The following is a 19,707-nucleotide window of genomic DNA, read 5'->3' on the forward strand; positions in this document are numbered from 1 at the left end:
TCGGTCCACCCCAATCAACTGAGTTTTCGAGATGCGGCGAGTTATATCATCTTCAAGTTGACACAACTGTCATCACAAACACCGGGGAATGTCCCGAGAGACGTATTGGATATAGAACGAAATGCACGGCAATTTAAGCTGGATGGTAAACGGGAAAGGGCATATCCACGAGTTCTTAAAATGAGCAAAAACAAGTTCCCGGTTAGACCAAAGAAAAATGCCGTTCACTCTTAAGTGAACGGCATTACGGCGCATGCACGTCTTTGCCCTGAAAATAGCGAAATTGAATGCCAACATTGGTTTTATAGGGCGTTTTATCTTTGCTAAAACGGCTGTCTCGCTGGGGACGCATCAAGCTGCCGCCGACTTTTTTTGGTACGGCAGTCAGCCGAGGTGAGAGGGCGAGAATACTGGGCTGCATTTGCTCGATAAACTGCAGCGCTGGCGTTCGCACTGTTTCTTCGTATTCCGCCTGATGGGCTTTAAACCAGTCGCGGGAGTTGTTTTGTGCCAGTTGATTTAAAAATTGCAGGCTCGCAGCGCTGAACGTTGCACCAGTCGCAATAGGGATTTTAGTTGTTAGAGTGGCCATTATCAGGGAACCTTATTAATGCAGATAAACCGAGCACAAGCAGTATTAATGCCGATTGAGGAGCAAGGTGAGTTGCTGACATATCCTTCCGTATCGCCTGCCCGTTCTTACTCACGATAGTTAAAACACGATAGTTAAGACTGTCAAGTTGGGTGCCAATACTGCCATCCTTCGGCAAGATCTTCACTTAAATTTTTGCATTGTGCCGCTTCTACCTTGTTTTCAATAAGTCGGTTATTTACACGTAAAGCTAAGTGAGAACTATTCTTATCTTGTTCGTTAGTGCCTATAATGCCGCCCTATTTTTAGATTGGTTTGTTAATAGGATGACGTTGAATGGGTTGCCTGCCTAAGTGTGATAAGTGGAAAGCGAATAGAAATCTGTCGCTTATGGGATTATGTATATTGCCCTCAATGCCGTTGTACGCCGCTGAGGTATTGGGCGAGCCTAAGGTTGAGCCGATTGAGATCCTGCAGGTTCATGGGCAGCAATATCGCAGGGCCATCACAGTCGCTAAACCCGGTGAAGCGATTATTTCTATGGAACAAATCGAGGAGATGCAGGCGACAACTTTCGCCGAAGTGATCGATGATATGGCGGGGGCGCATATCGATGGCGGTACCCGCAGTGGCGGTGAGCGGATTAATATCTGGGGCTTTGGCGAGACTGAAGATTTTAACGTTTATGTGGATAATGCTCCGGTGGGATTTGAGCAGTATCGCTACGGCTCATTTTTCCTCGATCCTGACCTCATCAAACGAGTGGAAGTGATCAAAGGCGCCCATGACGTGCGCTCGGGCAATGGCGGTTTTGGTGGTGCCATGTATGTGGTCACTAAATCGGCTGATGATTTTCTTAAATATGATCAATCCCTTGGCGCGCGAGCCAAAACCAGCTACGCCAGCAATAATGACGCTATGGGTTATACGGGGACAGTTTATGGCCGCGTGAATTCACATCTATCTGGCTTGCTGCATCTTACGCGTCGCGATGCGGGGGATGTCACTTTAGCCAATGGTGAAGAGTTTGAATATTCAGGTTATGAGCAAGATAACTACCTAGGTAAGATGGATTATGCGCAGGGCGATCACCAATTAGCCTTGAGCGTGACCCATTATCTTGATGAGGGCCGCAAACCTTGGGCTAATCGCCGTGGCCCTATGCCTGCCATCTCAGACTACAACATCAAAAAGTACGGTTCCTACGAGCAGGCTCTGTATGCCACAACCGCCTACAACACCTATGAAGATAACACTTGGTCGGCTAATTATCGCTATTCGCCGAGTAATCCCCTGATCGATACCCAAGTGGTGATTTCCCATTCGGCGAATGCACGCCACTGGGTAAGACCCGATATCGCGTGGGAGAAAATGACGGTTTCCGTAGGCAACTTCGGTCACGAATCTTGGCTAGACTATAAACGTGACTACATTGATATCAACAACTTGAGCTTGATTGGCGATCATGAGATCACCACAGGATTACAGTACCGTAGTCTTGACCGCACTTCGTTAGTGTTTAACAAAAGTTATGAAACAAATCCCGAGAAAAACTTTGGCTGGTACACACCTTACTACCAACCTGAAGGCCGTCAAGATACCTATGCTGCCTATATTCGCGATGCAATTCATCTTACTAATGACTTAACTGTGACTCCCTCGCTGCGATATGACTTTATCTACAGCATAGGTCGACCAAATATTGCACCAGATTACAATGATATTGCTGCGGGCCATGATTATAGCTCAACCCATCATTCGGGGTTCTCACCAAGATTAGGCATAGATTATCAACTGACAAATCACGCTCGGTTAAACTTTGATTACGCTTATAGCTTGCAAGCCCCTGTGGTGGATGAGATTTATGCCGTGCAATACGCTAAAGCCAGCATTACCGGCACGAGTCGCGATATTGATGTCGAACGCTTACATGCCTTCAAATTAGGCCTAATGACGCAGCACCAGCATCTGCTTGCCAACGATGATGCGCTGACGACGCAGCTTACTCTGTTTGCCAACCTAGGCCGCGATGATATTGCCCAGCGCCGCGGAGCTAAGTCTGATAAAACCCAGCTAATTCAAAGTGGTTACACAAATCTTGATGGTTACCATATTTACGGTGCCGATTTTGAAGCCCAATATCGCTATCAAGATGTGTTCAGTGATCTTGCGGTTTCATGGCTGCAAGGACAGCACAATGGGTCACTCAGAGACAGCCAAGATGACGATGAATATTTAGCTAACATAGCCCCGCTCGATATTCGTCTGCGTTTAGGCATGTATATCACAGATGACATTTCTATCGCTTGGCAGGGTGCTTGGTATGATGCGCAAACCAATGTTCCCCACGGTGATATCTTTAATGCCGAGTCACCCAGCGAGAATTATTTCCTACAGAATGTGTATCTCGCCTATGAACCTCAAGCCATCTTAAAGGGATTAAGTGTGCGTTTGATGGTAAAAAATCTTACGGATCTGCAAGTGGTGCCGTTTCTCTCCGATGGGATCCCCGCAGCTGGGCGTGATGTTCGTTTGAGTTTAGCCTATGAATTTTAAAGACTAATCACTAAGGCTGTGTGGACTAGGCATATATAGCTCATAAAAAATAGGGTTATATTGCCTCAGCCCCCTGCCGAAAAATGCCAGTTTATGGCATAATCCGCGTTTTACTAGGCATATAGAACAGAAAAATGACTGAAAATGAATTGCTAAGTCGCTGTGGCGGCAAGTGTGAACTGTGTGGCAGCGAGCTTGAACTCTCTATTTATGATCTGCCAGCCTCCGATGGCCGTGACAATGAGATCATGATTTGTGAAACCTGCAGTGGCCAAATTGCGGCACCGGATACCATGGACATGAACCACTGGCGTTGTCTGAACGACAGCATGTGGAGTCCTGTACCGGCAGTTCAAGTGATGTCATATCGTATGCTTAAGCGCTTAAATGGCGAAAGCTGGGCGCAAGATTTGCTGGATATGCTTTATCTTGAAGACGATTTAAAAGCGTGGGGTGATGCCGAAGTTGCCGCAGCAGGTGACGATGCGACGCCAACGTTAGACAGTAATGGTGCAGTGCTCAATGCGGGCGATACTGTGGTCATCATCAAAGACTTAAACGTGAAAGGCACTAGCTTTGTGGCTAAGCGTGGCACAGCTGTGCGTAACATTGCTTTGACCAACAACCCAGAGCATATCGAAGGCCGCGTTAACGGTACTCGTATTGTGATTCTGACATGCTTCGTTAAAAAGTCTTAAGTTTCGCTTAGTGTGAGCGCGATTTATTTAGCTCAACACAATAAAAACCGCCATGATCGTTAGCCGACATGGCGGTTTTTTTATGTTGAGTTAGGTAGTTAAGATACGCAGCGGGTGATTTGATATTGGCGTGCATAGCCCTGCGGATTAAATTGCCAAGATAATATCCACGCGATCACACTTAAGCCACCGAGTAATAACCAAGCACTGTTAAAGCTGTTGAAGTTATCGCGAATTAATCCGGCAATCCAAGGCGAGATAGCCGCTATGGTATATCCCACACCCTGCACGAAGGCGGTTAATTTACCTGCTAACATAGGATTCTGTTGATGATCCATAGTGACAATCAGCCCGAGTGGAAAAATCCCGCCAATACCTAATCCTGCAAGTCCCGCCCATAAAAATAGCGATACTTGAGGGGCGAGTGCCAGTCCCATAAAGCCAATGAGTTGTAGCAAGCAGAGTAGGGCTATGATGGCGCGTCTATCCGTCGACTTGCTGGCAAGCCAAGGAAACACTAAGCCCGCGATCACTTCCATGCTGGTTAAAAAACCTAACACTAATCCAGATTGAGTTTGGCTATAACCTAGCTCGACCGCGTAGGGTGCTAACCATGCAAGTACGCAGACATAACAACTTGTGCCTAATGCAAAAAATATCGCCAATAGCCAACTGCGACGAAAACGCCAAAAGTTAAGTTGCAAAGCTTGCTCTTTTGCTTGGCTCGGTAATGCGGCTTTATGTTTAATCAGGAGCCACAGCACGAGTGCGAATATGCCTAGCCAAGTCCAATGACCTAGACCCGCGCGCCAACCTAAGTTCATCTCGATAAAAGGCGCGCTACTCGCCGCTAATGCGGCGCCGCCCATAATGGCGGTGACGTAAAGCCCCATCATTAAGGGCACCCGTTTACCGAAATTAAGCTTAATCATGGCGGGCATTATGGTTTGAATGAGGGCGATTGCGACCCCTGCCAGTAATGCCGAGCAGATAAGCCAATTGGCATCTATCGTCCAGAATCGCATTGCAGTAGCGGCGATCAGCAGTAGCAATGATCCTGTCATTACGGTATTGAATCCTAAACGTTTGGCGATACTAAAGCCTGCAAAACAGCCCAGTCCCATGGCGAGCACGGGCAGCAATGTCAGCATAGATGCTAAGGTAAAACTTAAGCTGATATCCTTTTGTATGCTGGGCAGTAAAGGCCCAACGGAGGCGAGAATGGGTCGTAGATTTAGACCAATAAGGATGAACGCGAGTCCGAGCAGCAATAAATTCGCTTTCTCTGTCAGGGGGGATCGCATGGATTGTCTCCAAAAATAAGCTGAGTTTGATTTGCTGAAAAAGTGATTTGTAGCAGCATTTAGCATACTCATGATGATTTCCCTTCAACAACAGTAGGTTGAAACCACATCACTACAATTCAAAAAGAATCTCTTTCAGATGTATCTTGATATAAAGATATTTTAATTCTGCGAGAAAATGACTAAGATGTAAAGAATGATGTAAAGAATCTTTATATTGAGATAAACCTATGACAGCTAAAATGACGCTAACTAATGCCAGTCCTGCGGATACTAACGCGAGTTCTACGGATAAAAAGAAAGCGGATTCGAATACTAAAGAAGATGGCCTCGATAGAATTGTTGAACAGTGGCAACAGCAAGGGGTTACTGAGGATTTGATCCCTATGGCTGTGCTCGGGCGAATCGCTCGTTTAACGAAATATATCGAAGTGGTACTGCTGCAATGCCACGCCGAATTTGGCTTAGGTCAGGGGGAGTTCGATGTGCTCGCGACGTTAAGGCGCTCGGGAGAGCCGTTCACACTCTCGCCTTCGCAACTTTATCAGAGCATGATGCTAAGTTCTGGCGCTATGACCAGTCGTTTAGACAGACTCGAAAATAAGGGGCTGATTGAGCGGGAGCACAGTAAGGAAGATCGCCGCGCCGTCCATGTCTCGTTAACTGCTGAGGGTAAGTCGCTCATTGATAAGGCATTACCTCAGCATATTCAATGTCAAAGTGCGTTGTTCGCGGGCGTGAGTGCTGAAGATAGGCCTGTGTTACTGCAGATTTTAAAATCTTGGCTGAACCAATTTGAGCCGCAATAATTCGTTTAAAATCCCACTTTAGTCTTTAGAGTAGGCTGATATGCAATAGCGGATCATTTTGGCAAAAATGCGGTAAACATGAGCCAACCGCGCGGGATAACATTTGATAGAACAAGGGAGTTGCCATGGTAAAAAGACGTGAAGCATTTGAATTAGCGGGAAAACGAGTCACAGCTGGGACGCAATTAGGGATCAAGCTGCCAGCCGCTAAGTTGTATACCGATACGCAACTCGATATTCATGTGGAAGTGTTTCACGGAGCCAAACCTGGCCCGACTTTACTGGTTTGTGCCGCTATTCATGGGGATGAACTCAATGGTATCGAAATTTGTCGGCGTTTATTAGCCAGAGTGAATCCAAAGAATCTGACGGGCACGTTAATTGTGGTGCCAATAGTGAATGTGTTTGGTTTTATTCAGCAATCCCGTTATTTACCCGATCGTCGTGATTTAAATCGTTGCTTTCCTGGTTCTAGCAAAGGGGCCCTCGCAAGCCGTTTAGCTAATCTGTTTGCCACTCAGTTATTAGTTCATGCAACCCATGTGATTGATTTACATACTGGGGCCGTCCATAGGGATAATTTGCCGCAAATTCGCTGTGATACTAATGATGAGACTATGCTCGCCATGGCGAATGCCTTTGGTGCACCGCTTATTATGCATTCTAAAGCGCGCAGTGTTTCTATGCGAGGTTATGCTAATCAACAGGGCATTCCTTGCATTTTATATGAGGCTGGAGAGGCGTTACGTTTTAGCGAGTTGTCGATAAAATCTGGCCTCAAAGGTGTGCTCAATGTGATGCGCAGTTTAGACATGCTTAAAGGGCGAGTGAGTAACAAAGGCGCGAGTGTCAGTGCTATTCGCAGTTATTGGGTTCGCAGTGAATCCGATGGTTTAGTGAATATGAAGCTTAAACTTGGCCAGCGGGTGACTAAGGGTTATATCATTGCCCATATCGTCAGCCCCCACGGCGGTGACAGTGTGGCCATTCGCGCGCCAACCGACGGTATTATCATAGGAATAAGTAATATCCCTGTGACTAACGAAGGTGAGGGCATGTTTCATATCGCCCAGTTCGAAGGTGACGAGATTGAAATTGCCAACGAACAGCTCGATGAATTCCTGATGGAATATGCCTAGAATCTAGGTCCCATCACCTCTACAGTTTAAACCGCTCCACTGAGCTGGTGAGTGAATGGGCAAGCAGAGTGACTTCGTTGCTGCGTTTGGCCATGTCCATAGCTTCATTGGCATTTTGGTCTGCAGATTGTGCCGCCTCACTCATGCTCGACTCAATCCGCTGGCTGTAATTTAACTGCTCGTGGGCGGCGTGGGTGATCTCTAGACTCATTTTATTGAGGGTATGTAAGGTGCTTTCTATGTGAGCGATAGCATCCTGCAGGGTTTGGCTTTGTCCGACACACTCATTTGCTTGATTTTGCCCCGTAGTAATCGCATCGGCTGCCGTGGACGTTTCTTTTTGCAGGGCCGTGATCATGGTTTGAATTTCGGCGGTGGCGGCTTGGGTGCGTGAGGCAAGTGATCGCACTTCATCGGCCACGACGGCAAAACCACGACCATGTTCCCCCGCTCTGGCGGCTTCAATGGCGGCATTCAGTGCCAGCAAATTGGTTTGTTCGGCAATGCTGCTAATGGTGGTTAAAATGCTGCCAATATTATCGCTTTGAATGCTCAAGCGAGACATGACTTCAACTGAGCTACTTAAACGGGCGCTCAGTTCGGCAATTTTATTGCGATTATCATCGGCAATTTGCTTCACTTGATTACCGTATTTCGAAGCTTGACTGATTTGTCTCGCCGACTCACTGGCCTGTTCTGTCACTAGATTTGAGCTAGTAAACATCTGTTCTGCCAAGGCTTTCGTTTCATCGACTCGACTGATTTGCGCCGTTGCGGCATTGGCGATGCGCTGGCCTTGCTCATTGGTTTGGGTGGCAGAGCTGTCCAATGAATGGGCATTTTGGCTGATATTGGTTAACAGCTTGGCAAGATCGTCACTCAAGGTATTCATGTTATCGATTAGGGCACCAAATTCATCGTTATGACGTTTATGAATGCGTTTAGATAAATCCCCTCGGGCGATACTGGCGAGTGCGCCGTTCACTAAGGCCAAGGGATTGAGCATGGCCTTGGAGGTGAAGAAAGAGATAAAGCTCACCATGATGATAAATACCAGTGCTAGTACAATCGCTAAGGTTTGACCCTGTTGAATATCGTTACTGGCAATGGTTTGCAGGCTGGTAAATCGGCGGTCGGCTAAGTTGATTAACTTATCTAAGGCGAGATTATTCGCATTAAACTCTTTATCGGCATCGAGGTAATGTTGCTCTGCTTGTCGTTGTGCCTCAACTACGGCTTGTTGCACTTTATAAAGTTCGGCAGGCGCTGCGAGTAAGGTATTGATAATCGCATATTCTTGCTCGAATATTTGCAGTAATCCTAAGGTATCAAGCCCATCAGTTTGTTGTTTTAAAAAGGTAAAGTTAGTGGTGAGGTTCCCCAGTAAAATACCGACATCCTGTTGGTGCGATTGAATAATATCCAAACTTTGAGTGTGGATCAGTTCCCCCATAGTGTTGGCTAGCGTATAGAGCATGTCGTCAATGCGAGTACCTGTGCCGACAATTTCTTCGAGTAAAGTGGGATTATCGGGGATGGAAAGAGTTTCGAGATCAATCATCGCATTACTGGCGTTGGTCTTGGCATGGTTAAAGCGCTCAAAGAGTTGCAGGTACTGCCGTTTTGCTTGTTCATTGGCGAGTTTAGCGCTAAACATGGCTTGGCTTTGCTGCAAATAGGCTTGGTATCTTGCCTGCGCTTCGTTTAGGGATGTTTGCATCTTAGGTTGATCTGCAACTCGCTCAATTAACTCATTTTCGATACTTTGATATTTCTTCTGCAGCGCGGTAAATGCTTGCTGACTTTTGGTTAAGGCGGCAGTGTCTTGCTGACTATGGGCTAGGGTGGCAAGGCGTGACATTTTTAATAGCACTAGTTGTAAGCTATTACTCTGCTTTTGCACGGGTACGGCTAAGGTTTCAATATTTTGATAGGCGGTTTGCACTTGGGAGAGTGAATAGTAGAAAAAGCTACTACCAGCGATGAGCAGCGCGCCAATTGCACTAAAACTAAAGATGATTTTTTGTTTTATGGTAAGCGTTAACATAGTGCGAAAACCTCTTCTATGACTGTCCATGTAAAATGGGTTTATTAATGGTTAGATCGCTGTTTTCGTTGAAATATTGATTTAAGTGTAGCAGAGTTCGTCATAAGTACAGTGATTAGTTCAATTGAACGTTTAGATTTAATTTAGGTTAACTAATTGGTTTTATTATTTAAAATAATCTCAACCCTATCTTGAAAAGGATTAAAGATGAAATCAGTCGTGTTAGGTGAAAACCTTATCGTACCGACAAAAATTCTCTGCATTGGGCGTAACTATGTTGAGCATATCCATGAATTAGGTAACGAAATTCCCGAGGATATGGTGGTATTTTTAAAGCCCAATTCGGCCATTTCGACTGTGCTTTATTCTGAGCATCAAGGGGAAACCTTGCATTATGAAACCGAGCTGTGTTTTATGTTTCAAAATGGCCGTTTCAGTAGCGTCGCCGTCGGTTTAGATCTCACAAAACGTGATTTGCAAACTAAGTTAAAAGCTAAGGGATTGCCTTGGGAGCGAGCAAAAGCCTTTGATGGTGCTGCGTTATTCAGTCCGTTTGTGGCGATTGATGATGCAGAGGCACAGCTGCATTTCACATTGAGTATCAACGATAACTTGGTGCAAGAGGGGCATATCGATTTAATGATCTACAAACCTCAGACTATATTATCTGAGCTGCAAGCCTTTATCAGTCTAGATGAGGGCGATATTGTAATGACAGGCACGCCTAAAGGCGTGGGAAGCATTCCCGCTAAAAGTGTATTTAACGTCACGCTGAGCCGTGGCCTGCAAGCGAGTGCTGAACCTTTGCTCGAATGGCAATGGTTAAGTGTTTAGTGATAAATCGCTGAGTTGCTCGCATGATTGAACCTGATGATTTAAAAAAGATTGCTGTATTACAAGTGTCAACTTGCCAGCCACTGCAACAATATTTGATTGCGTTAGGGGCGAGTCAAGCTGCTGTTGAACGTTACTTACCACAGTTTAAAGCGTTGAACGTGCCGGCGGGAGAGGTGCTTCTTGGCCAAGGAAATGAGCAGTCACAAGCATATTTTGTTGTGGATGGTATCGTGCGCGCTTGCCATTATACTCAGGAGGGCATAGAGCGCTGTAAAGAGTTTTATTTCGAGGGTGAACTGTGTTTTTTGTATGTCAGTTGGCTTAAGCAAATTCCCGCTCGTTACCAATTAGAAGCCTTAAGCGCCTGTAAACTTATCCAAATGCCGTTATCTGTGTTGGATGATACTTCGCTGCAGTCAGTGCAACTTGGGTTACTTAAACAGCAATTATTGTATAAAGAACAAAAGGAAGCCTTTTTACTGCTGCACACACCTGAGCAACGTTATCTGTATTTACGCGAACATTCACCACTTTGGCTTGAGCGGTTAAGCCAAGGTCAGCTAGCTAATTATATTGGCATTACGGCAATCAGTTTGTCGCGTATGCGTAGACGACTTCAAGACTCTCTTTAATGGTTTTTGCTCCCAGTTAACTTAAGTTAATGCGCTAAAGCGCGATTCCCATGATGCTGCGCCTTAAGTTGCGCGCTCAAGTCTATAAGGCTTTCAATCGGAGTGCGCATTATTGCTTAAAGCGAAGGAGCTTAATAAGTTGACTGCGTTTACTTTGTCTCAAATTTTGGTGGCGATAGCCATTATCTTCGATCTGATTTCGTTTCAATTTAAAGCGCGGGAGCGGATAGTCGCCTGCCTTTTTGTGTCTGGCATCTTGATTTCAATTCATTTTTGTTTGCTGGAGCAATGGACTGCCGCAGGCTTAATGGGCATAGCCACAGTGCGTTATCTCACCAGTATTTTTACCACCTCAAAAGTAGCCCTATGGTGTTTCTCTATTGCTGCACTTGTGATGAGCATTGTGACCTTTAATGGGGTAACGACTGTGATCAGTTGTATAGGCATCTTGTTTCAAACCCGCGCCGCATTCTGTCAAAGGGATAAAGATCTCAGGCTGCTTATGATAGTCGGAACCAGTTTTTGGCTCGTTCACAATGCCTTAGTGGGATCGCCTGTGGCAGTGTTAATGGAGGTACTCTTTATTGGCAGTAATTTGGTGGGCTATTATCGACACTATTTTCGTGGGCAGCTTAAGCAATTACCGTGATCAGTTTAAATAATCTCATTGATAATTAGAGAGATATTATATTTTATAACGGCTAATCACAGGGGACTGTTGTAATCGTCGCTTGGCCGTCGATGTGAAGCTAATGCCAGTGTGGGTTGGCTCTGGAATGATTAGAGTCCCGCGACGGCTTCCATATCGAGTTCGATATCTGTGCAGCCTTTAGCACAGTAAATTCCTGCGGCTTGTTCTGCCTTTGCCTGCTCAGGCAATATGACTTTAAGTGTCTGTTTACAGCTAGGACATTGCACTGGCTTACCTTTAAATACCCGTTTAATCAGATTTTTCTGTTCATTAAACGAGGTTGCTGTGGTTTGGTTTAACACGGCAAAGGGGCTAGTAGAAGCAGTTGTCATCGGTTGGCAGATCCTTAGGCTTGATAAAGTGTTATCACGAGAGTGTCATCGCGAATAGCGAGATTATAGCCTGAGTTGCGCTGTTATTGAAAAGCCTCAATGTAAGCTTATGCTTAACCCATCGACCAGTGGTATTAATAGTCAATTAACGTATCGGCCATCACATGTGATGGCCGACATTGTGCGATGAACGATTAGAGGGAGCTTTGCCAAGTCGATGGGCGAGAGTAACGTGCGCCATCTTTGACTCTGGCGCGGATGTGTTTGACATCATTAAGCTTGAAAGCTTGGCGGTAGCTTAGCCAAGGTCCTGAGTCGAGTTGGTATTCCAACTCGGCATTGGGATATAAGTTATTGAGCACTAACTGCTGATTTTCAACACGTATCCCAGGCGGTGATATGCGATAGAAAATTCCCGCTTTAGCTAACTTAGGTTGTACCTTATTGGCATAAACCGCGGTGAAAATTTGCCAATCCTGTTTGAGGACTTGCTCGGCTTGGCCCTTGAGTTGGCGGGCGAAATGTTGAGTTTGCTGACTATAGATTTTACCTTGATAATCATAGGCTAATTCCCATGGCGCCTTATGCCATGCCCGTTCGGCGAGGGCGACCATGCGCGGGAATAACATGTATTCTGCTTGCTCGTCCGATTGCACCATTTCGCTCCAAAGATGCCCCTGCAAGCCGTAAAAACTGTGTCCCGGTTTGAGCTGGCTGTGGCTATCGTCCGACACAAATGGCTGATTTAAGCTATTGTGCCAGCGCTCGGCATGGGCGGGCAGGTTGTCGGGCATAAAGCTAAACACCTTAAAACTGTCTATTGCCCTCGAGGCCCAATGATTGCCGCGCTCATCTGGATGGCTAGCGTAGGGGAAATCGAAATAGATGACTTCTGGCGTTGAGATAACGACCTTCCAGCCAAGATTTGCTTGCTTATGGGCGATTTGATGGCCGTTGTTTGAAATCTGCGACCAAGCGTTAGATTGCACTTGGGCTGGCATGTTTTCGGGGCGCACTTCACCCATGCCATCATTCCAACCAGCGGCAATAATCCCTTTCTCCGCCAGCATGTTAGCAACGCGCTCAATAAAGTAACCATTGAGCGAATGCAGTCCGGCTAACTCATCGGCTTTTTGTTGCTTCATTGCGATACATGCAGGGGATTCTACCCAAGCGCCCGCAGTTTCATCGGCGCCTATGTGGTAATGCACTAAAGGAATGCCTACGGCTTGGTGCATTTTTTTGACTTCATCAATCACAGTATCGATAAAGTGATAGGTGCTCGGCAGACACACATTGAGTGTGTTGTCGTGGTAATACTGAATCGACGAATATTGGGTTTTATCTGCAAATTCAGTCAGTAAAAACTCCTCCGCCTTAGCTTTGTCTCCCTTGGCGAGGTAATGGTGATAACGCGCCTCCATGGATTTTATTGCGGCGCGTGAATGCCCCGGCATGTCCAGTGAAGGGATCACTTCGATATGGTGAGCATCAGCCAGTTGTAATATTGCTTGGTATTGCGCCACGGTTAAGTAGCCATCGACGGGGTTTACGTCCGCTATGCCACTGCCCAGTTGTGGCAATAAACAGGTTTGCTCGGTTAAATCGAAACAGCGTTTTGCACCCACATCGGTCAGTTCAGGTAAGCCGGGGATGGCTAAACGCCAGCCTTCATCGTCGGCTAAGTGCAAGTGCAGCTTATTGATTTTATAGGCGGCGAGCTGTGGGATAATGCGTTTAATAAAATCGAGCGAGTGAAAGTTACGAGCTAAATCGATATGCAGGCCGCGAAAGACGTAACGAGGCTGGTCTTGAATATCGATGGCGACCAGTTGATCGTCACTTAAACTGATCAACCCAGCTAGGCTCTGTAGGCCATAAAAGAGTCCCGCTTCACTGCTCGCTCGAATACTGATTTGCTCAGTCGTTATGGTTAACCGATAGGCTTCGCTGCTTTTAATTTCACTATCATGGGCTTCAGTGCTTGCGACTTTAGGAGTTTGAGTATCGAGTTGCAATAATAGCGGCGTGCCTTTGTCCTTGGCCGAAAAGCCTAAAGAATCGAGGTAATCAAATGCCGCTTGCCGCCCCTTAAAATCGACAGTTGCAGCCGTGAGTCGATAACCTTTAGCAAGGGATAAAGGCGCCGAGTTTAGGCTTTGGCTATGAAGTGGCGTGGGGATAAGTTTGCCGCTAATGTCAGGTGCTTTGTCTGCGGCTAAGGCTTGATATTGCTCTGCTAAATACTGGCCATCGGCAAAGGGGGTTGCATCGTTTTTTGCCAGTAAGAATTGTTTCTCTGCATTAAAGGGCGCCAGGTAGTCTTGCTCGGCTAAACCTGTTTCTTTATCGCGCCTTGTTTGAGTGCTCTTTATGATCTGCGCCTTATCGCCCATAGCGACAAAGAAGTTTGGCATAAACTCGGAACGGGTGATTTGGCTACCTTTGCTATAAAACTCAATACGATAAACTTGATTGGCGACGAAGCCCTTAAAGCTGGCTTTAGGAGTGATTTTATGTAAATCGCCATTGATATGCTCAATGCTAAAGTCACCCGCATCGACGAAATAAACGGGCGATAATTGGCTGAAATAAATTTGCCAGTCGCCATGATTTAACTCTTCGCTGGATAACTTGTCGTTGGATAACTGAGTGGGCAGGGTTAGCTCAATGGCGGAGCGATAGCATTGGGCTTCTTTAGCGGGACAGGTTTCAAGATAACTAGCGGTTAGCTGATAATTTAATTGGAGCTTATCGGCCAATTGATTCAGCGCGACATGATTTGCCTCCTGCACAGCATTGGCGGCCTGTACTGATGGCATCGCAAGTATTGAAAGCACCGACGCCACGGGAAGCACTGCCATCACGCCGCTGACTAAGGCCGTCTTAATCCTCTGCCACTTTATTATCCCTTTCTGTGTTATTTGTCCTTTCACTTAGCTGAGTCCTTTTGTTGTAAAAACCACTGCGCGGCACCTATGAGGGCTGCATTGTGATGTTGGCTGGCTGAAATCGTCAAGTCTGTCAGTTGCGGGCCATAGACTAAGCTTTGCAATTTCTGTTTAAGCGCTTCAATAAAAAAGGGAAAGCTTTGGCTGACTGAGCCGCCAAGGATGATATCTTTGGGATCGTATACCAGTAAGGTTTGGGCGATCATGTGCGCCAAGTGTTCACCAAAATGGGCGAAGGCTTGTAGCGCTTGGCTGTCACCTTCACAGGCTTTTTGGTACAAATGCTCGCCACTCATGTGATGATGAGTGGTGAAGTATTGCCCCGAGCAGTAGTGCTCAATAATGCCATCACGATAACTCAAACTACCTATTTCACCTGCGGCGCAATGTTTACCCGAATACAGCTGACCATTAAAAATCACCCCAGCGCCTACGCCAGTGCCTAAGGTAATCCCGAGCATGTCTTGATTGTGATTGAGTACAGCTTCGCCAAGGGCAAAGAGGTTAGCGTCATTATTCACAACAACATCCATTTCAAAGGTATTTTGCAGTTGCTGGGCTAACCGCGTTGCCGTTAGTGCTGGGATGTTGAGCACTTCGAGTAAAGTGCCGCTGTGCATATCCACCATACCGGGCACCCCGATGGAAACTCCATTGGTTTCAGGCGTGAGGTGGCTGTGGATACAGGTCACGAGGAAATCGAATAACTGTTCGAAATTGCCATCGGCGGGAACAGGATACCGCCAAGTGTCGAGTAAGGTTTTACCTTCCACCTGTGCCAACATCAGTTTAGTTCCCCCAAGATCTAAACATAGGACGCTCATAATAGCTTGTTGCCTCTCGTGTTGTTTGTTGCCATAGGAACGGCATCCTTTGATGCCGCTTTCGCTGAGAACAGGGTAGTGTTTTTAATCAAGGGACGAGCCGTTAGGGCCACATAACCTATGTAAGCCATAGGGATTAACAGCACTAACATCCCGAGCCGTAACTCGCCGGATAGCTCGCTGATAACACCAATGATCGGCGAGATAAACGCGCCGCCGATAATGCCAGTACAGAGAATGCCGGCGAATGACCCATGATCTTGAGTGCGCGAATTGAGCGCCAACGAGAAGATCACCGACCACATGATAGAAATGAAAAAGCCAACCAATGGGAAACAAATTAATGTTAGTTGGCTCGGTCCCCAAATCGCCACCAGAAAACAAACCAGTGAACTAAGGGAAAAACTGAGCAGCAAGATCTGACTGTCGATAAGTTTAAGTAGCAGTAAACCGAGTAGGCAGCCGAGCGTCATGTAAAACCAAAAATCGCTAACCACATTGGCGCCGACACTTAAGGTATCAAGGCCATGATATTGCGACAAAAAGACTGAGATACTGTTAGCAAGCCCTTGCTCAAGTGCGACGTAGGCGGCGATAGCGAAGAAGAATTTCAAAACGGTTTTATCTTTGAAAAGGCGTAAATGGGTCTCGAGGGCACCTGCCGACTCATCTGCCAGTTTATTCACTTTGGGCATCTTCACTAGGCTGGCAAAGAGTACCATGGTGAGCGCGACCACGGCGAATAACCAATACATGGCGAGCCAACTCATGTTCTCTGGCAATAGCTGTTGCACATAGTTGGCGGATGCTGCATTGGCTTGATCTAAGGCGACAAAATGCTGATACACCAGCGGCGCTAAGGTCGCTGCGCCGCCAAAGGCAAGTTGGGCCAGTACGGAGAAAAAGGCAAAATGCTCTGGCCCCGCAGCTTGTCGCAATAAGGGATTCACTGCCACCTGCAATAAGCTCATGCCAGTGCCAATACAAAACAGGCTAAACATAGCGATGCTAAAGGTAGGGAAACACACAAAAGTGACAGCGCCGATAAACGCCAGGCTAAAGGCTAAAATGATCACCCGCTTTTCACCGTACTTGTCTACTAAAATCCCCGCAGGAATCGATGTCACTCCGTAGGCGATAAAAAACGCAAAGGGAAATAACCCCGCCAGCGTCAGGCCGATAGCATAACTATCAATTAACGCAGGGAAAATCGGCCCCATGCTGTTGGTCATCAAGGAAATCACAAAGAAAGTGCAGAGGACAAACAGAATGATGAGTTTGTGTTTCATGTGCTTAGCCAATTGAATTAAGTGAAATTCATTGTGGCTTGACGCTCGCCTTGGTGGTGATACGAATGGCACCTCTGTCAATACTATTCTCACATAGTCAAATTGTGTTCGCGCTGATTGGGCTGAATTACATCAGGTGATGTAAATACTTGCTGTAGATAGTGGGCAGCAGATAGCTGCTGCGGATGGGCATAGGTAAAACCGTGTTTTAGCCTCTGCTGATAAAGTGTTTACTTGTAAAATAGTTACCTTTAATTAACATTGGATAGAATAGTATCGGAGTAGCATAGTTGAGTATCACTGTGAGGCTGGCTTGCTATAGACAATAGTGCGCGTGGCACTGCTCTTTCTCGGCTCAAATAGGCCATAGCTGGCATTAAAAATAAGGTCTAAGTAATTGAATAATTTAACAGGATGGCATAACGGCTAGCTTGAGTGAATGGCGTTGAACTATAAGAGCTGATTGAAGCTTAGGTAAAGGAATGAGCAATTGGAGTTTAATGGATGAAACCTCTGTGTGAAAAAGTGATCCCCGATGAAAACAGTTCTTGGCGTTACTTTCGTTATGAATGGGAGCACATGGATCTCAACTGGCATTATCACCCCGAGTACGAAATCTGCTTAACCCTCAACAGTTATGGTATGCGTTATGTGGGCGATCATATTGCCCGTTATGGCGATTATGATTTAGTGATCATAGGCCCAGATATGCCCCACGGCTGGCAATCCGAGGCGAACCTTGGTGTTTCAACTGACGAGATATCAAATGGCAACGCGCTAAAAGACGGCACTTCGAATGCGAGGGTGCAGGAAGTCGTTTATGTGGCACAAATTCCAGCGGTCTGGCTACACCAAATTGTGAATGAGCAACGTGAGTTAGCGTCTTTGCATTCACTTTTGACCCATGCCAAACGAGGTGTGTTGTTTAGTGAGGAAACGGCGCGTAAGGCCCATAGTGTGTTTATCGCGATGGAGACGGCCAATCCTTTTAGACGCTATATTTTGTTATTGGAATTATTAGCGTTATTACAACAGGATAGTCAGCAAGAGCTCTTGTCGAGCACCTTGTTTACCCACGGTAGTAAACTCGACTTTACCGTGAAAAAACTCGATAAAGTGATCGAGCATATCTATGACAATTACACTCAGGCCTTGTCGGCACAGGATTTGGCAAAGTTAGCGCACATGAGCACCAATCATTTCCATCGATTCTTTAAAAAACGCACCGAGAAAACCTTAACTGAGTTTATCAATCAACTCAGGATAGCTAAGGCGTGCAAGTTACTGCTGTCAAATCAAAGTCCGATATCAACCATCAGCGATCAGTGTGGTTTCAACAACTTATCCAATTTTAATCGGCGTTTTATTCAATTTAAAGGTGTCACGCCGAGTCGCTTTCGTCAGTGCTTTAGCAGTAAACAAAGGGCAATTTAACCATTCTTATCACGGATGCTTAGGCTGAAAATACTGCTCCACTAAGGTTTGGCTGTAGCGTATCGCTTGCGCCGTGATCTCCGTTGAAATCGGCTCAAATGGGCGCTTCAGTTTTGGGTCGCGGTAATCCATTCCCGCTAACAGCGCATACCAAGAAGGGCGAAAGTAGGCGAGTTGCTGATCGTATTGGTAAAGCAGTAAATCAAAGTCTTCCCCTTGATACCAAGCTTGCAATAGTTGCGTCAGCCTTTGGGAAATGGTGACTTTTCTCGCCGCCAACCAATAGGGTTCGCTGCGCTGGCTGGTGACATAATGTGCCTGAATATAATCCTTTATGCCGAGCACTAACTGCATGACTGCCTGATTGAGTGTTTGCCGACTTAAGGTCTCTGCCTGCTTATTCAATTGATAGCGCTCGAATAACGACATAAATTTTTCAAGGGTGAATTGGGTCATCATGATCGACGTGGCTTCGAGTGGTTCGATAAAACTTTGCGCAAGTCCTATCGCCAGCACATTGTTGTGCCAAGCCTTGTCACTGACACCGACCCGCATCTTGAGAAACCGAACTTGGGTTGATTCAGGCAGATTAACACTGTGCAATAATTCCTTGGCTGCGGCATTGGCACTGAGGTGGCGACTGCTATAAACATAGCCATTGCCAAGCCTGTGGGTGAGGGGGATTTGCCATAGCCAGCCCGCACTGAGCGCCGTGGCGCGGGTATGGAACTTGGCTTGCTGTGTTTGAGTGGAGTCCATTAATGCAGGAACAGGAACAGTGACGGCGCTGTCGTTGAGCAGTTCATTGGCGAAGGATTGAAAGGGTACGCCTAGGGTTTTATGAATTAACTTAGCGCTAAAGCCGCTGGCATCGATAAAAAAGTCGGCGTTAAGTCGTTCGCCATTCGCCAGCATTAAGGCGTCTATATGTTGGTTTTGGGTTGTTGAAACTTCAATGACATCGCCGATGAGGTGTTTTACGCCGCGTTGGCAAGCGTATTCTTTTAAGTAGTTGGCAAGTTCAGTGGCATCGAAGTGATAGCCGTATTCGTTAGCGTAGGGCAATGCTTTATTCGGCCTTGGGCTGAGATTGCGTTTCGCCAATACACCACTCGAGAAAAACGCATCGGGTTTAACGGCACTGCCATGACCGCGGCGTCTTGCATTGGCGTTGATAAAGAAAACTTCAGCGGGTTTCACATCCATTTGACAATAGAAGGGGTGAAAATATTGCTGCCCATCCCCATTCCAGTTGATGAAATCGATGCCAGTTTTATAGCTGGCGTGGCATTGTTCCATCCAATCTTTTTCGCTAATGCCTAAGTTGTCCATAAAGCGTTTCAAGTGTGGCGTTGAACCTTCACCAACGCCTATGGTGCCTATGTTGTCCGATTCCACTAAACAGAGCTCAATGGCGGCAAATACGGGGTTATTCGCGAGGGCAGCCGCTGCCATCCAACCTGCGGTGCCGCCACCTAAGATAATGATTTTTCTGATTGCTTGCTTCACTTTCATGGTTTATACCTCTGCATTATCAACGCAAAAAGCCGACCCTAAGGTCGGCTATGGTGT

The 19,707-nt window shown here is 46.4% G+C and carries 15 protein-coding genes and 2 pseudogenes; 9 read left to right on the forward strand and 8 right to left on the reverse strand.

The window, feature by feature from the left end; genetic code table 11:
- A pseudogene (locus tag L5L98_RS00005) lies at positions 1-234 on the forward strand (IS4 family transposase); the annotation flags it as partial.
- A 13-nt stretch (positions 235-247) separates the two neighbouring features.
- Here L5L98_RS00005 and L5L98_RS00010 read toward each other — a convergent pair.
- A pseudogene (locus L5L98_RS00010) lies at positions 248-592 on the reverse strand (TIGR02453 family protein); the annotation flags it as partial.
- A gap of 336 nt (positions 593-928) precedes the next feature.
- Here L5L98_RS00010 and L5L98_RS00015 point away from each other — a divergent pair.
- Together L5L98_RS00015 and L5L98_RS00020 are read left to right on the forward strand one after the other, a co-directional pair.
- Complete coding sequence (locus L5L98_RS00015) at positions 929-3,148, forward strand: TonB-dependent receptor (RefSeq protein WP_263138078.1); 2,220 nt, start codon at positions 929-931, stop codon at positions 3,146-3,148.
- Positions 3,149-3,282: 134 nt separating this feature from the next.
- Positions 3,283-3,846, forward strand: a complete 564-nt coding sequence (locus tag L5L98_RS00020; protein WP_011790067.1) for a PhnA domain-containing protein — start codon at positions 3,283-3,285, stop codon at positions 3,844-3,846.
- Between the two features lie 98 nt (positions 3,847-3,944).
- On the opposite strand, the gene L5L98_RS00025 is transcribed toward L5L98_RS00020, so the two are convergent.
- Positions 3,945-5,150 (reverse strand): MFS transporter, encoded by a 1,206-nt coding sequence (locus L5L98_RS00025; RefSeq protein ID WP_263138079.1) that lies wholly within the window; start codon positions 5,148-5,150, stop codon positions 3,945-3,947.
- Positions 5,151-5,380: 230 nt separating this feature from the next.
- Here L5L98_RS00025 and L5L98_RS00030 point away from each other — a divergent pair, with 230 nt between their 5' ends.
- Positions 5,381-5,959 (forward strand): MarR family winged helix-turn-helix transcriptional regulator, encoded by a 579-nt coding sequence (locus tag L5L98_RS00030; protein WP_198572063.1) that lies wholly within the window; start codon positions 5,381-5,383, stop codon positions 5,957-5,959.
- Positions 5,960-6,084: 125 nt separating this feature from the next.
- Positions 6,085-7,098: a succinylglutamate desuccinylase/aspartoacylase family protein gene (locus L5L98_RS00035; RefSeq protein ID WP_028760658.1), complete on the forward strand. Its 1,014-nt coding sequence runs from the start codon at positions 6,085-6,087 to the stop codon at positions 7,096-7,098.
- A gap of 19 nt (positions 7,099-7,117) precedes the next feature.
- On the opposite strand, the gene L5L98_RS00040 is transcribed toward L5L98_RS00035, so the two are convergent.
- Positions 7,118-9,145: a methyl-accepting chemotaxis protein gene (locus L5L98_RS00040; RefSeq protein ID WP_263138080.1), complete on the reverse strand. Its 2,028-nt coding sequence runs from the start codon at positions 9,143-9,145 to the stop codon at positions 7,118-7,120.
- A 207-nt stretch (positions 9,146-9,352) separates the two neighbouring features.
- Between L5L98_RS00040 and L5L98_RS00045 the strand changes: the two genes are divergently transcribed.
- From L5L98_RS00045 to L5L98_RS00055, 3 genes are all read left to right on the forward strand, one after another.
- Positions 9,353-9,979 carry a fumarylacetoacetate hydrolase family protein gene (locus tag L5L98_RS00045; protein ID WP_263138081.1) on the forward strand — a complete coding sequence of 209 codons (627 nt, stop codon included), beginning with the start codon at positions 9,353-9,355 and terminating at the stop codon, positions 9,977-9,979.
- Between the two features lie 23 nt (positions 9,980-10,002).
- Positions 10,003-10,614, forward strand: a complete 612-nt coding sequence (locus L5L98_RS00050; RefSeq protein WP_263138082.1) for a Crp/Fnr family transcriptional regulator — start codon at positions 10,003-10,005, stop codon at positions 10,612-10,614.
- A gap of 139 nt (positions 10,615-10,753) precedes the next feature.
- A complete protein-coding gene (locus tag L5L98_RS00055; RefSeq protein ID WP_263138083.1) occupies positions 10,754-11,263 on the forward strand; it encodes a YgjV family protein in 510 nt (169 codons plus the stop codon).
- 131 nt (positions 11,264-11,394) lie between these two features.
- Here L5L98_RS00055 and L5L98_RS00060 read toward each other — a convergent pair whose 3' ends face one another.
- From L5L98_RS00060 to L5L98_RS00075, 4 genes are all read right to left on the reverse strand, one after another.
- Complete coding sequence (locus L5L98_RS00060) at positions 11,395-11,637, reverse strand: hypothetical protein (protein WP_006080930.1); 243 nt, start codon at positions 11,635-11,637, stop codon at positions 11,395-11,397.
- Between the two features lie 194 nt (positions 11,638-11,831).
- Positions 11,832-14,573, reverse strand: a complete 2,742-nt coding sequence (locus L5L98_RS00065) for a family 20 glycosylhydrolase (protein WP_263138084.1) — start codon at positions 14,571-14,573, stop codon at positions 11,832-11,834.
- Positions 14,570-15,412 (reverse strand): ROK family protein, encoded by an 843-nt coding sequence (locus L5L98_RS00070; protein WP_173245922.1) that lies wholly within the window; start codon positions 15,410-15,412, stop codon positions 14,570-14,572. Before L5L98_RS00070 ends, L5L98_RS00065 begins: the two co-directional genes overlap by 4 nt.
- Positions 15,409-16,701 carry an MFS transporter gene (locus L5L98_RS00075; protein WP_263138085.1) on the reverse strand — a complete coding sequence of 431 codons (1,293 nt, stop codon included), beginning with the start codon at positions 16,699-16,701 and terminating at the stop codon, positions 15,409-15,411. The genes L5L98_RS00070 and L5L98_RS00075 overlap by 4 nt, the downstream gene beginning before the upstream one ends.
- A 504-nt stretch (positions 16,702-17,205) precedes the next feature.
- Here L5L98_RS00075 and L5L98_RS00080 point away from each other — a divergent pair.
- Entirely contained in the window at positions 17,206-18,135 is a 930-nt protein-coding gene (locus L5L98_RS00080) for an AraC family transcriptional regulator (RefSeq protein ID WP_173245916.1), read from the forward strand.
- Between the two features lie 9 nt (positions 18,136-18,144).
- Here the strand turns inward: L5L98_RS00080 and L5L98_RS00085 are convergent, their stop codons facing one another.
- Entirely contained in the window at positions 18,145-19,650 is a 1,506-nt protein-coding gene (locus L5L98_RS00085) for a tryptophan halogenase family protein (protein ID WP_263138086.1), read from the reverse strand.
- Positions 19,651-19,707: the final 57 nt, after the last annotated feature.

Source organism: Shewanella sp. SM23 (assembly GCF_025654295.1).
GTDB classification, from domain to species: domain Bacteria; phylum Pseudomonadota; class Gammaproteobacteria; order Enterobacterales; family Shewanellaceae; genus Shewanella; species Shewanella oncorhynchi.